Origin of the sequence: Crassaminicella profunda, assembly GCF_019884785.1 — a bacterium.
In the GTDB taxonomy this organism is placed as follows: domain Bacteria; phylum Bacillota; class Clostridia; order Peptostreptococcales; family Thermotaleaceae; genus Crassaminicella; species Crassaminicella profunda.
On sequence record NZ_CP082326.1, the window covers coordinates 4,404,962 to 4,419,119 of the forward strand.

The 14,158-nt window shown below is 32.6% G+C and carries 13 protein-coding genes, 2 riboswitches and 1 other annotated feature; of the genes, 10 read left to right on the top strand and 3 right to left on the bottom strand.

Going from position 1 to position 14,158, the window contains the following annotated elements:
• Positions 1–275 precede the first annotated feature (275 nt).
• The 3 genes from K7H06_RS20225 to K7H06_RS20235 all read left to right on the top strand — a co-directional run bounded on the left by K7H06_RS20225 (position 276) and on the right by K7H06_RS20235 (position 4,588).
• Positions 276–1,115: a 3-hydroxybutyryl-CoA dehydrogenase gene (locus K7H06_RS20225; protein ID WP_223037801.1), complete on the top strand. Its 840-nt coding sequence runs from the start codon at positions 276–278 to the stop codon at positions 1,113–1,115.
• A 167-nt stretch (positions 1,116–1,282) separates the two neighbouring features.
• Positions 1,283–3,001, top strand: coding sequence for a sigma 54-interacting transcriptional regulator (locus K7H06_RS20230; protein ID WP_223037802.1), 1,719 nt, complete (start codon positions 1,283–1,285; stop codon positions 2,999–3,001).
• Positions 3,002–3,196: 195 nt separating this feature from the next.
• Entirely contained in the window at positions 3,197–4,588 is a 1,392-nt protein-coding gene (locus K7H06_RS20235; protein ID WP_223037803.1) for a 3-keto-alpha-glucoside-1,2-lyase-like domain-containing protein, read from the top strand.
• Positions 4,589–4,652: 64 nt separating this feature from the next.
• Here K7H06_RS20235 and mnmA read toward each other — a convergent pair whose 3' ends face one another.
• The gene (gene mnmA / locus K7H06_RS20240) at positions 4,653–5,753 is read right to left on the bottom strand and encodes a tRNA 2-thiouridine(34) synthase MnmA (protein WP_223037804.1); all 1,101 of its coding nucleotides are present in this window, start codon (positions 5,751–5,753) and stop codon (positions 4,653–4,655) included.
• 124 nt (positions 5,754–5,877) lie between these two features.
• Positions 5,878–6,132, bottom strand: coding sequence for a hypothetical protein (locus K7H06_RS20245; RefSeq protein ID WP_223037805.1), 255 nt, complete (start codon positions 6,130–6,132; stop codon positions 5,878–5,880).
• A 175-nt stretch (positions 6,133–6,307) separates the two neighbouring features.
• A riboswitch (TPP riboswitch) is annotated at positions 6,308–6,406 on the top strand.
• A 47-nt stretch (positions 6,407–6,453) separates the two neighbouring features.
• A riboswitch (TPP riboswitch) is annotated at positions 6,454–6,563 on the top strand.
• Between the two features lie 178 nt (positions 6,564–6,741).
• Between K7H06_RS20245 and thiS the strand changes: the two genes are divergently transcribed.
• The 6 genes from thiS (at position 6,742) to K7H06_RS20275 (ending at position 12,564) form a co-directional block, all read left to right on the top strand.
• Entirely contained in the window at positions 6,742–6,936 is a 195-nt protein-coding gene (gene thiS, locus K7H06_RS20250) for a sulfur carrier protein ThiS (protein WP_223037806.1), read from the top strand.
• Between the two features lies 1 nt (position 6,937).
• A complete protein-coding gene (gene thiF, locus K7H06_RS20255) occupies positions 6,938–7,744 on the top strand; it encodes a sulfur carrier protein ThiS adenylyltransferase ThiF (RefSeq protein ID WP_223037807.1) in 807 nt (268 codons plus the stop codon).
• Positions 7,745–7,820: 76 nt separating this feature from the next.
• Positions 7,821–9,134, top strand: coding sequence for a phosphomethylpyrimidine synthase ThiC (gene thiC / locus K7H06_RS20260; RefSeq protein ID WP_223037808.1), 1,314 nt, complete (start codon positions 7,821–7,823; stop codon positions 9,132–9,134).
• The gene (thiE, locus tag K7H06_RS20265) at positions 9,135–9,731 is read left to right on the top strand and encodes a thiamine phosphate synthase (protein WP_223037809.1); all 597 of its coding nucleotides are present in this window, start codon (positions 9,135–9,137) and stop codon (positions 9,729–9,731) included.
• Positions 9,732–9,819: 88 nt separating this feature from the next.
• Positions 9,820–10,053, top strand: a binding site (T-box leader).
• Positions 10,054–10,117: 64 nt separating this feature from the next.
• Positions 10,118–11,299 carry a hypothetical protein gene (locus K7H06_RS20270; protein ID WP_223037810.1) on the top strand — a complete coding sequence of 394 codons (1,182 nt, stop codon included), beginning with the start codon at positions 10,118–10,120 and terminating at the stop codon, positions 11,297–11,299.
• A gap of 98 nt (positions 11,300–11,397) precedes the next feature.
• Positions 11,398–12,564, top strand: a complete 1,167-nt coding sequence (locus tag K7H06_RS20275; protein WP_223037811.1) for a M20 family metallopeptidase — start codon at positions 11,398–11,400, stop codon at positions 12,562–12,564.
• A 35-nt stretch (positions 12,565–12,599) separates the two neighbouring features.
• On the opposite strand, the gene K7H06_RS20280 is transcribed toward K7H06_RS20275, so the two are convergent.
• Positions 12,600–12,998 (bottom strand): hypothetical protein, encoded by a 399-nt coding sequence (locus tag K7H06_RS20280; protein ID WP_223037812.1) that lies wholly within the window; start codon positions 12,996–12,998, stop codon positions 12,600–12,602.
• A gap of 316 nt (positions 12,999–13,314) precedes the next feature.
• Here K7H06_RS20280 and K7H06_RS20285 point away from each other — a divergent pair, with 316 nt between their 5' ends.
• Positions 13,315–13,935 (top strand): 50S ribosomal protein L25, encoded by a 621-nt coding sequence (locus K7H06_RS20285; protein ID WP_223037813.1) that lies wholly within the window; start codon positions 13,315–13,317, stop codon positions 13,933–13,935.
• Positions 13,936–14,158 lie beyond the last annotated feature (223 nt).

Here is a 14,158-nt window from a genome sequence, read left to right on the forward strand (position 1 = left end):
GAACTATGTAAACTTAATTTACAATTAGGAAGTAGGTGTAGGATGCAATAAAATCTTATTGTAGTGTTTACTTAGTTTACAAAACAGGTCTTTTGTAGATAAAGGTGTAAAAGAATTATTTAATAAATGAATAGGTGAAAATAAGTAATTTAAAGGGAAAGAAACAGCTTTTATGAATAAGATCAAAACTTGGTATAAAACTTGCAAAATAACTTTTATGATATTGAAAAACTATTATAAAAATAATTTATAAAATAAAACGTAGGAGGTCCTTTATGGAAAAGATTTGTGTAATAGGTGCTGGAACAATGGGAGCAGGAATCGTACAAGCTTTTGCCCAAGCAGGATACCAAGTAATCATGAAAGATATTCAAGAAAGTTCTTTAGAAAGAGGACTGGAAATAATCACAAAAAATTTAGAAAGATATATTAAAAATGGAAAAACTACGAAAGAAGAGAAAGATAAAATACTAGAAAGAATCATCACCACTACAGGGTTAGATATAAAAGACGTAGATCTAGTAGTAGAAGCAGCAGTAGAATGTATGGAAAAGAAGAAAGAAATATTTAAAGAACTAGATGAGGTCTGTAAAAAAGAAACGATTTTAGCTACGAACACCTCATCCCTTTCTATAACAGAAATAGCAGCTGCAACCAATAGACCTGAAAAAGTAATAGGCATGCATTTTTTTAATCCTGTTCCTATGATGAAGCTTGTAGAAGTGGTAAAGGGAATTGTTACATCGGAAGAAACAAAAAATAGTGTTTTAGAATTGAGTAAAAAGATGGATAAAACGCCTGTAGAGGTAGAAGAAGCACCAGGGTTTGTAGTTAATAGAATTTTAATCCCTATGATCAATGAAGCTATTGGTATTTTGGCAGATGGTATTGCTAGTGCTGAGGAAATAGATCAAGCTATGAAATTGGGAGCAAATCATCCTATAGGACCTTTAGCTTTAGCCGATTTAATAGGAAATGATGTAAATCTAGCCATTATGGAAGTTCTTTATAAAGAATTTGGTGATCCAAAATATAGACCTCATCCATTGTTGAAAAAGATGGTAAAAGGAAATTGTTTAGGAAGAAAGACTAAAGAAGGATTTTATAAATATTAAAAATAATGATCTCTTGATACTTGTATCAAGAGATTTCGTTTTGCTCTTAATATGTTCAAAATTCCACAAATTTTTGAGAAATTAAAAACCTATGATATAATTTCAGTGAAATTGTAGAAAAATACTTTATTAATAGATTGTCCTTACTTTGAAGAGGAGGGCTTGTTATGGAAAAATATTTTTACCCTTTAATCAACAATATAGTAGATGCACTTGTAGCTATAGACAAAGATGGTAATGTGCTGGTTATGAATCAGCGTGCAGAAAAATTGCTTGATTTAAAAAAAGAGCATATGATAGGAAAGCATATTCATAATATTATTCCTCATTGTAGACTTCCTATTATTGTGAAAACAGGAGAAGAGGAAAGAAATCGATATATTTGTATTAACAAAAGACAATATAAAATCAGTATGATGCCTATGGTCTTAGATGGAAAGATTGAAGGAGCAATGGCACTATTCCATGATATTACAAATTATAAGAAGATGAGTAAAGAAATGGATCAGGATAAGGTATATATAGAAATACTCAATACGATTTTGGATACAGCGAATGAATGGGTTACGGTTGTGGATGAAGAAGGAATCATCACCATGATGAGTAAAGCTTATAAAGAATTTTTGAATATATCAGATCCTGAAGGAAGGCATGTAGCACAGGTTATTGAAAATACGAGACTTCATGTAGTACTAGAAACGGGAGTCATGGAGATAGGTGAAATTCAAGAAATAAAAAATAAAAGAATGATTTCTATGCGTATGCCTATTAAAAAGAATGGAAAGATCATTGGTGCTGTTGGAAAAGTTATGTTTAAGGATATAAGAGATTTTCAAATGCTAGGTAAAAAGATTTCAAAATTAGAAAAGGAGCTTGCTTACTATAAAAGTGAACTGGATAAGGAGAGAACAGCAAAATATTCTTTTCAAGATTTAGTAGGAGATAGTGATAATATGGGTCTTGTAAAGGATATGGCAATGAAAGTGGCAAAAACTAGTTCTAACATTTTGATCACAGGAGAAAGTGGGACAGGTAAGGAGCTTTTTGCTCATTCTATTCATAATGCAAGCAATCGATATTTAGGACCTTTTGTGAAAATAAATTGTGCGGCTATACCAGCAGAATTATTGGAATCAGAATTATTTGGATATGAAGAAGGTGCGTTTACAGGTGCTAAAAAAGGAGGAAAGCCAGGGAAATTTGAGCTTGCAAATGGAGGAAGCATTTTATTAGATGAGATTGGAGATATGCCCCTTACTATGCAAGCAAAGCTTTTAAGAGTTCTTCAAGAAAAAGAGGTGGAAAGACTTGGGGGGAATGTGATTCGAAAAATAGATGTTAGAATCATTTCATCCACCAATAAAGATTTAGAAGCTCTTGTAAAAAAGGGTGAATTTCGTCAAGATCTTTTTTATAGATTGAATGTAATGGCCATTAAAATTCCTCCTCTCAGAGAAAGAAAAGAAGATATAGAGGCTCTTGCCAATGAATTAAAAATGAAATTATCCAATAGACTAGATATTTATGTAGAAGGAATCTCTCAAAGGGCTATTGAAATTTTAAAAAAATATGATTGGCGTGGAAATGTAAGAGAACTTGAAAATGTTATTGAAAGGGCTATTAATCTTTTAGATTCAGATTTAATCATTAAATCCGAGCACTTACCAAAAAGACTCACTAAAAATAATCAAAAAATCTATCCTATAGAAAATAAGCCATTAAAAGAGAGGGTAGAAGAAATGGAGAAAGAATTAATCATAGCCTCTTTAAAAGCAAATAGTGGAAATAAGTATCAAGCAGCAAAAGCTCTTGGAATCAGTAGAGTAGGACTTTATAAGAAGTTGAAAAGATATGGGTTAGAAGGTGTTTATACAAAAGAGGGATAAGTATCATTTTGAAAAAATATGTTGAAATTTAATATTTTGGGAATTTTCTGTTGACAAATATATTCCTATCTAAGAAAATAAAGGTAATATTTATGGATATACAATCATAGATATTATTTTTAGGGAGAGGAGAATAGAGTAGTATATATGATAGATACCTCTCAATGAATTTAAAAAATAAAAAGGAGGAAAATGATGAAAAGGATTTTAAGTTTATTATTAGTAACAGGATTATTCTTATCTATGTCAAGCTTTTCATTTGCACTTGATGTTAAATTGATTGGCGGGTCTGTTAATAATGAAATACACCCGCAGGTCATCGGATATGAAAAGTACAAGCAAACAAATGTAAGTTCTCCAGGAGAACCTATACAGCCTACAAATCCTACACCGCCTCAAAATACTACATATCAACCGAATAATAATATTAGTTATGATTTTTCTTATTGGCCAGCAATAGATATTATGCAAGGAAAATTCAACTTAAATCGGGCATATACTCATTCTATGTATGCTGTGCCAGATGAAAAAGGGCGTGCATTTGCAACCTTTAGAAATTCAACTTTTACAAATGGTGAAATCGAAACAAAGGTAACCCTTTATGATTTAAAAAGTGGTGTAACGGGTAATGCAGGAATATATTTCAGAACATCTGTCCTTGGAATAGACAAAGATAGTGGCTACTATGTAGGGGTACAATATGCAGATAATCAAAATAGACAAAACGCAAAGATTGGGTTTTGGGTATGTGAGAATGGCAAATGGAAATCGTTGGCGTATACTCCTGCCAATATTCAAAAGAGAACTGTATATAACCTAAAAGTAATAGCTAATGGTAGTCAATTTTATGTTTATTTAAATAACCAAAAAGTCATGACTGTAAAGAATACAGCATATAAGAGCGGGAAAGTTGGATTTAGAACTTTTAGAATTCCAGCTATATTCCAGAATATAGAGATTAGAAGAAATACCAATGCTACACAAACATCACAGAATGTACAAGAAACAAAAGCGGTAAAATATGATGCGGATAACGTGATGATTCCTTACTATGGCTATTTTGATAAAGTTGACAGAAGAAGATATGGCAGTAGTTATGTTTATTATTTGGATGGAACAAGTAATGACGAGGGATTCAAAGAAGGTAAACTTGTTTTGGATTATGATATGAAAAAAAGATCAGGGACTTGGTATACAGATGTGGACATGGAAACAACTGCACTCCTTAACAAAAAAAGATGGTATTCAGATGTTGGGATTATATTAAGAGTTACGAATATGGGGCCTCTGAATAATAGCTATAATGGATATTATGCAGGGATTAGAGATGATGGAGATGTTGTTTTTGGAAGACATTCTATGCAGAATGGCTGGAAAGAATTAAAAAGATTTGACACGAATTTAAATGCACAGGAACCAAATAAACTAAGAGTAAAGGCAGTAGGTCCTTATTTTACTGTTTATGTAAATGGTAAAGAGCTAGGAACTATAACAGATCATACTTATAAAGAAGGAAAAGTTGGACTTAGAACTTGGGATGGAACGGTTTATTATTATAGTATTGCAGTGAAAGATTTATCTAAATAAAATACATATAAAAAGTGCAAATCTATTATGGATGTGCACTTTTTATATGTCAACGAGTATTTCCTTACCTAGAAGACAGGATTTTGTCTATAATCCCTCCACCTAAACATCGTTCTCCTTGATAAAAGACCACGAATTGACCTTCTGTAACAGCTTTAGCTGGATGATGAAATACTACTTTGCAACTACCATCAGATTTTGGATATACGATCACCTCTATATCCTTTTGTCGATATCTCAATTTAGCAGTACATTCAAAAGGATTTTTGGGATTTTCTCCACTAATCCAGTTTATATGATTAGAAATCAATCCATTAGAGAATAGTTTACGATGATTTTCTCCTTGAACCACATACAATATGTTATTTTCTATATTTTTTTCAGCTACAAACCAAGGTTCACCTGTACCTATACCACCTATACCGATGCCTTTTCTTTGGCCTATAGTATAATGCATAAGCCCTTGATGATTTCCAAGGATTTCTCCATTGTAAGTCATAATTTTTCCAGCTTTTGCTGGTAAATATCTATTTAAAAACTCATCAAAATCCCTTTCGCCAATAAAGCAGATTCCTGTACTATCCTTTTTTTTAGCAGTAGCTAGATTTGCATTTGTAGCTATTTCTCTTACTTCATTTTTCGTTAAATGGCCTATGGGGAACATAGCCTTAGATAATTGGTATTGATTCAAAGCGCATAAGAAATAAGTTTGATCCTTATTCGAATCAGTTCCACGTAAAAGAAGATATTTACCATCTTTAAAATCAACCTGTGCATAATGGCCCATAGCAATGTAATCTGCTTCTAATTTTAATGCATAATCTAAAAAGGCTTTGAATTTTATTTCTTTATTGCAAAGGACATCTGGATTAGGTGTTCTACCTTTTCTATATTCTTCTAAGAAATATTCAAAAACATGATCCCAATATTTTTTCACAAAGTTTACTGTATAGTAGGGGATTCCTATTTGATCACATACTTTTCGAACATCTTCATAATCCTCAGTGGCAGTACAGATTCCTTCATCATTTTGTTCATCCCAATTTTTCATGAATAATCCGATTACATCATAACCCTCCTTTTTTAACAATAAAGCTGCCACCGAGGAATCTACCCCACCAGACATACCTAATATGACACGTGTATTTTTAGGAGATTTTTTCATGGAGGTCACCTTTCTGTTTTGTTCATTAATAATTTTGAATCTGTTAATAGTCTTTGGAAATTTTGTTATTTTATATACATATTATTGATGCTATATTTTTCCTATTTTTTATTTTTATTTACTTTTATTCCTTTTCTTCTATGAAATTATGACTTGCACTTGCGTCATAGTCCATAGAATAGATTTTTTTAAATTCTTCGATTTTGCCTAAAGTTTCATCACTAAATGGACTTTTCCCTTCAAAAGCATGTAATACGATACCTTCAAGTAAGTCACCTAAAGATATATCAAAATATTCTGCTAAACCTTTAAGCACTTTTACCATTTTTTTCTCCATACGAACTCCAGTTTGAACACGTTGAACTTTGATTTTATTCATGTTTTTGCCTCCTCTAGCAATAGTTTAAAAATATATAACGTTACCTTGGTACCATTATAACATTATAACAACAAAAACGTAAAGAATTAATTTATAATATTATGATTTAGCACCAAAAAATTAATCAAAAACTTTACAAAACGATTATTAAGGATTACAATAAAAGAGAATTCAATAGCAATGCTAGGGGTGCCGTTTGGCTGAGAGGGAGAAATCCTAACTCTTATAACCTGATGTAGTTCATACTGCCGTAGGGAAGCGAAGATAAAAATGATTATTTTTAAAGCTTACCTGGTGGTAAGCTTTTTTTAATAGAAAATTTTATAAACTATGGGGAGCTCATGTGGATGGGCTGAGAAAGAGATAACATCGCTGACCCGTATAACCTGATTTGGGTAATGCCAACGTAGGGAAGATTTTGTACGCTGATATTTAAAGTGCGAATTCTCTATGGATTCGTACTTTTTTATATAATGAATTAGTTTTAATGGGACAAAGACGACTCTTATTGTATTAGTTGACGATCCATCACTTAGATTAAAGTTTTTAAGTGGTGTCAAAAAATTATATAACCTAGACAAATATTCGTAAAAGAAGGGAGGAAGAGTGATGATCATTAATGGAAAACAAATGGATTTTGATGCAGAAATTACTATTTGTGAACTGTTAAAAAAATTAGATTTAAATGAAGAAAAGGTAGTTGTAGAAGTAAATTTTACAATGATCCCAAAAGAAAAATATAAGGAATATCTACTAAACAAAGAAGACAAAGTGGAAATTGTAAGCTTTGTTGGAGGTGGTTGATGTGAGAATCTATGTAAATGAAAAGCCGGTTGTGGTCAATGAAAGAGCTACAGCTTTTGGTATTCGAGATTTTGTAAAAAAGGATGCAGATATCGTGGTTTTAAATGGATTTATCTTAAGAGAAGATGCACCTTTAAAGAAGGATGATCGATTGACTCTTATTATAAGGGGAGAAATTCCAAATGAAGAGGAGTTAGAAGCTTTACTTGTTGCTAGGCATACACCAGGAGTACATGAAAAAGTAAAAAAAGCTTGTGTTGGAATTGCAGGTCTTGGGGGATTAGGTTCAAATATAGCTGTGTCTCTAGCAAGGTTAGGGATAGGGAAATTAATCCTTATAGATTTTGATGTGGTGGAACCAAGTAATTTAAATAGACAACAATATTTTACAAAGCATATAGGGATGAAAAAAACAGAAGCCATAAAAGATGTGCTAAAAAATATTAATCCCTTTGTAGATATTGAAAGCAAAGATTTATATCTTGATGAAAACAATATAAAAGACTGTTTTGAAGATGTGGATATTATTGTAGAAGCCTTTGATGATCCAACATGTAAAGCAACTTTAGTGAATACGGTTTTATCCAAGTTTCCTAAAAAATACATTGTTGCAGCTTCTGGAATGGCTGGATATTTTTCAAACAATACTATTAAAACAAAAAGAATAAGCAGTCATTTTTATTTAGTTGGAGATGAATGTTCAGAAGCACACCCAGGATGTGGATTGATGGCACCTAGAGTTGCCATTGCTGCAAATCATCAGGCGAACATGGTGCTTAGGATTGTTTTAGAAGAATATGAAATTTAGGAGATATTGGGACGCAAATGTAATTTCATAGAATCATTAAAAAAATAAATAAAAATTTAAAGGGAGATGAATTAAAATGAAATATACAACACAAATGGATGCAGCTAGAAAAGGGATTATCACAAGAGAAATGGAAATAGTAGCAAAAAAAGAAAAGATGGATGTAGAAGTTTTAAGAAGTTTGATTGCAGAAGGGAAGGTAATTATTCCTGCAAATAAAAATCATAAAAACATAGATCCTGAGGGTGTAGGAGAAGGATTAAGAACAAAAATTAATGTAAACTTAGGAATTTCAAAGGATTGCTGTGATATAGACAAAGAGCTTGAAAAGGTTCAGACTGCTATTGATATGAAGGCTGAAGCCATTATGGATTTGAGTTCTTTTGGAAAAACGAGGGAGTTCAGAGAAAGATTGGTAGAAATGTCTCCTGCAATGATTGGAACGGTTCCTGTATATGATGCAGTAGGTTTTTATGATAAGGAATTAAAAGATATTACAGCAGAGGAATTTTTAAAGGTTGTTAAAAGACATGCAGAGGATGGAGTGGATTTTGTTACAATCCATGCAGGGATCAATAGATATACGGCAGAGGTTTTTAAAAGAAACAAAAGACTTACTAATATTGTTTCAAGGGGTGGGTCGTTAATCTATGCTTGGATGGAATTAAATGATAAGGAAAATCCATTCTTTGAATACTTTAATGAGTTATTAGATATTTGTGAAGAATATGATGTTACTTTAAGTCTTGGAGATGCATGTAGACCAGGAAGTGTTAATGATGCTACAGATGCAAGTCAAATTCAGGAATTATTGATTTTAGGAGAATTAACGAAAAGAGCATGGGAAAGAAATGTGCAGGTAATGATCGAAGGACCTGGACATATGGAAATCAATGAAATAGCTGCAAATGTAATGATCGAGAAAAAGCTTTGCCATGGGGCACCATTCTATGTATTAGGACCTATTGTTACAGATGTAGCACCTGGGTATGATCATATTACAAGTGCTATTGGAGGAGCATTAGCTGCAAGTCATGGGGTAGATTTCCTATGTTATGTTACACCAGCAGAACATTTAAGACTTCCAAATTTAGAAGATATGAAGGAAGGAATCATTGCAACAAGAATCGCTGCCCATGCAGGAGATTTAGGAAAAAATATCAAAGGTGCAAAGCAGTGGGATGATGCAATGAGTAAAGCAAGACAAGAACTAGATTGGGAAAAAATGTTTGAACTAGCTATGGACCCTGAAAAAGCTATAAGATATAGAAAAGAATCATTACCAGCCCATGAAGATAGCTGTACTATGTGTGGAAAAATGTGCTCTATGAGAAATATGAACAAAGTAATGGAAGGAAAAAATATTAATATATTGAGAGAAGATGACTAAATGCTTTTTTTGATAACCAATCGAAAAATTATAAAAAAGGGAACATTCATAGAAGTAATAAAAAAAGCAGTAGCGGGTGGCGTAGAGGGTGTTATTTTAAGAGAAAAGGATTTAACTTATGATGAGTTATTACCTATAGCTCAAGAAATAAAAAAAATTACAAAAGAAAAAAATATTTTATTGATTATTAATCGAAATCTCGAAGTAGCAAAAACTGTAGGTGCAGAAGGATTTCATATAGGATTTCATGATTTGATGATAGGTAAACCTGATTGGGAAGGTCGTTTAGGTGTTTCTGTTCATAGTTTAGAAGAAGCTATTTTAGCAGAAAAAAATGGAGCAGATTATTTACTTGCTAGTCATGTATATGCAACAGATTGTAAAAAAGGATTAGCACCTAGAGGGGTAAATTTTATAAAAGAAATAAAAGAAAATGTAAATATTCCAGTTATCGCTTTAGGAGGGATCAACCCTGAAAATACAAGGGAAGTTCTTTCAACAGGGATAGAAGGGATTGCTGTTATGTCTTCTATTATGGCAGTAGAAGACCCTTGTGCAGCAGCTCAAATGTTTAAAAACAAGATAGGTAGTGTCTAGAAAAAAATATTTATTCAAAATATATTGACAAAAACAGAAAAAGTTGGTAAAATTACGACAATATACGTACACATCAAAACATTAAAACTTTAAAGCGATGAAGGAGAGGAAAAATACAAATTTGTTTTCAGAGAGTTGGTGGATGGTGTGAACCAACAGCAAATGTATATAATATTTACTCCTGAGTACAATGCTGAAAGATTTTTTTGAGTAAGCTGAGTCGGAAGCAACCGTTAATATGCAAAGGTCTTAGACCTTATGAGATTATGTAGAAATACATAAAAAAAGGGTGGTACCGTGAGATAAGCTTCTTGCCCCTTTATCCTAGATGGATAGAGGGCGGGAAGTTTTTTTATTTAAAAAACATTATTAAGGAGGAGTTAAAAATGACATTAAGTGTTATTGTAGCATTCACGGCAATTCTCTTGGTACTGGCCATTGGAGAAGTTGTATCTACAAAAACAAAAGCATTTGTTCCATCTGTATTTGTTTCAGCGGTCTTATTTTTAATTGGATTTTGGACTATTTTTCCTAAAGATTTGATTGATCAAGGTTCTTTTGTAAAACCAGTTGTTTATGTATCTATGTATTTATTGTTAACACATATGGGAACTTTGATGAGTATTAAAGAATTGTTTGCACAATGGAGAACCTTTGTAATAGCTATTTCTGGTATAGTAGGAATTTGTGCAATGACATTAACCATTGGAAAAGCATTTTTCGGATGGCAAACAGTCGTTGTAGCAACACCACCCCTTACTGGGGGAGTTGTGGCATCTATTTTAATGTCTAATGCAGCAAATGATTTAGGAATGACAAGTCTTGCAGTACTTGCAACTTGTATGTATATTATGCAGGGCTTTGCAGGATATCCTATTACAGCATTGTGTTTAAAAAAGGAAGCAAATCGAGTAAGAAATTTGTATATGGAGAAAAAAGCAAGTGGAGAATTAGATGCGGCAGCAGAGATGGCAGCAGGAAAGGATCAGAAAAAGCTTATTCCACCCCTTCCTGAAAAGTATCAAACTTCTTATATGATTTTACTGAAATTAGGAATAGTTGCATGTGTTGCACACTTTGTTGCACCATATATTCATTTGAATGAATTTGTTGTTTGCTTAATCTTTGGTGTGGTTGGTTGTGAAATAGGATTCCTTGAATCTAGAGCACTCAACAAAGCCAACGCTTTTGGATGGTTGATGACAGTGCTTATGGCATTTATTTTTGCAAGTCTATCTAAAGCAACACCAGCAATGCTTGCTGAAATTGTAGGACCTTTATTAGGAATTATTGTTTTAGGGGTTGTAGGAATGGCAATTGTATCTATGTTTGTAGGAAAACTTTTGGGATATACAAAAGAAATGGCATTTTCTGTAGCTTTGACAGCTCTATTTGGTTTTCCAGCAGACTATATTTTAACCATTGAGGCAGTAAAATCTGTATGTGAGACAGATGAAGAAAAGGAATATGTATTAGATGATATGCTACCTAAGATGCTTGTAGGTGGATTTACAACTGTAACCATTGCTTCTGTTATTATTGCAGGAGTCTTTGTGAAAATGATATAGAAGATAGGTATATGAACCTTCGCCACCATCTTTTTTAGATAGTGAGGAGGTTTTATATATTAATAAAATAAATTTAAATATAGATAAGGGGAATGATTATGAACATGAAGGAGTTAGCACAAAAGAACAAACAATATGTGATTGATCTAAGGAGGGAATTCCATAAGCATCCTGAACCAAGCTGGAAGGAAGTTAGAACTTCAAAAAGAATCAAAGAAGAACTTGATAAGATGGGGATTTCTTATATAGCTGTAGCAGGTACAGGGATTGTAGCAACAATAGAAGGGAAAAACAAAGGAAAGACTGTAGCATTAAGAGCTGATATTGATGCATTACAAGTAAATGAAGCAAATGATGTTCCTTATAAATCTCAAAATGAAGGGATTATGCATGCTTGTGGTCATGATGGTCATGGTGCGATGCTTTTAGGAGCAGCTAAAATATTAAATGAGAGCAAAGAAAGAATCAAGGGAACAGTGAAATTATTTTTTCAGCCTGCAGAGGAATTAGCTGAGGGAGCAGAAAAAATGGTTGCAGAAGGAGTTATGGAAGGGGTAGATGGTGTGTTTGGCATCCATCTATGGAGCGATATACCTTGTGGAACTGTATCTGTAGAGGAAGGTCCTCGTATGGCATCTGCAGACTTGTTTAAAATTAAAGTAGTTGGCAAAGGTGGACATGGATCTTTACCTCATCAAGGAGTTGATGCAGTAGTTGCAGCTTCTGCCATTGTAATGGATTTACAATCTGTTGTAAGCAGGGAAATAAGTCCTTTAGAATCAGCTGTTGTAAGTGTAGGGAAATTCGTGGGGGGAACAAGATTTAATGTAATTGCTGATGAAGCAGTTTTGGAAGGAACAACAAGATGCTTTAATAATGAAATAAGAAAAGATTTCCCTAAAATGCTTGAGAGAATAGCTAAAAATACAGCAGCAAGTTATAGAGCAGAAGCAGAGCTTGAGTATACGCCTGGTACACCTGCAACAATCAATGAAGCAGTTTGTTCAGGGATTGCTGAAAAATCTGTAGAGAAGTTATTAGGTAAAGAAGGCGTTATAAAAATGGAGAAAGTTACAGGTGGAGAAGATTTTGCAATGTACCTAGAGAAAGCACCAGGGGTAATCGCTTTTGTTGGAATAAGAAATGAAGAAAAATCGGCAGATTATCCACATCACCATCCAAGATTTAATATGGATGAAGATGCACTACCAATTGGATCAGCTCTCTATGCACAGTTTGCAGTAGATTTTTTAAATGAAAAATAAGATTTAAGCCTAGGATAGGCCTAGGCTTAAATTTTTTATAGCATAAATTCATTTTCTATATATTTAATTTTTTTAACGATTTTTGTGGCAATTTTAAAGCTTTTCTCATCAATTGATTGGTCTAAAAGCTGTCGAAGTTTTAATAGCTCTTCTTTTTTCATTTCAATTAATTCTTTTATATCTATATGATCAGAAGTATTTGAGGATAGATTGATTGGTTTGCTTTCTTTTGAGGTTAGATAAACTTCTCCTTCTAAAAATTCAGCATGGCGTTTGACTGCGATATAAATTTCGTTTTTCAAATTTGTCAATTTACCTGTTAGGAAATAATCTTTAAGGATTTTTTGTCTGATATCATTATACAGCTTTTGATTAGATAACTGCTCCATTCCGTGTATAAAAGGAACGCGAGATACAAATAATAATTTTTTCATTATAAAAACTCCTTAATTAAATAATCAAAAAAATATATAGTAATCATGAAAAATAGAATCTCCTTATATATAGTATTGTTTGAAAATAGATTTTTCTCTCATTTATATAATGGGCATTAAGATAGATATTGGTTAACGTTTTGATTGAGTGGATGGTTTGTATATGACTTTAGTAATGAACGCAGAGGACATTTCTAGTTTTTGTGATGCTATTTTTAGGTAAATGTTCTCTCCTTTATAAATTTAAGAAAGTAAGTATATAAAAAAGTGGATTGGAGATACTTACTACTAGATTTAATGATTAGGAGGGATGTTTATGTTAAAATCTGTTATTCACGGAGATGTGAGAAATCAAACAGGTTCTAATGTATGTCACCGCATAAGAAATGCTGGTCATGTGCCGGCGGTAGTATATGGATACAACGTAAATACAAGGGCAATCGAATTAGATAAAAAGGAAATAGACCACATTATAAGAAGCTATGGAACAAATGTACTTTTCGATTTGCAGGTAGGGGATAATCATTCAAGTGTTATGATCAAGGAGATTCAAAGAAATCCATTAACGAATGAAATAAGACATATAGATTTGCAGACTATAGCTAGTAATAAGGCAATACATACAACAGTACCTATTAGATTAATAGGAAAAGAAAAAGTAGAATCAAGTATCGGTGTTGTACAGCAGCAGTTAAGAGAAGTACATATTGAATGCTTACCAGATCATATTCCTGAGAGTTTGGAAATAGATATATCATCATTAGCACCTGGAAATCCTTTAAAGATAGCAGATGTAGAGTTTGGTAAAGAAATCAGCATATTAAATGAAGATTATGAAGTTGTTGCTGCCCTTACAAAAGCAGAAAAGATTATGGAAGAGACAGAAGAGGCGGATTTATTAGAGACGATTGTAGGAACACCTGAAGACTTAAAGTAGGTAAAATAGATGCCTGCTTTATTTTTTATTTTTATAAGAAGGGTAACTTCTCTTGCAAAAGGAATAAATTTACATTTGACACCTTTATGAGGATATGATAATATATATCTTGTCGCTACGAAAAACAACGTTTTTTAAATGAAATTTGATAGACATCAGAATATTCATTTTTAAAAAAGTAGTTGACACCATGAAACAAACATGGTAAGATAAAAAAGTCGCT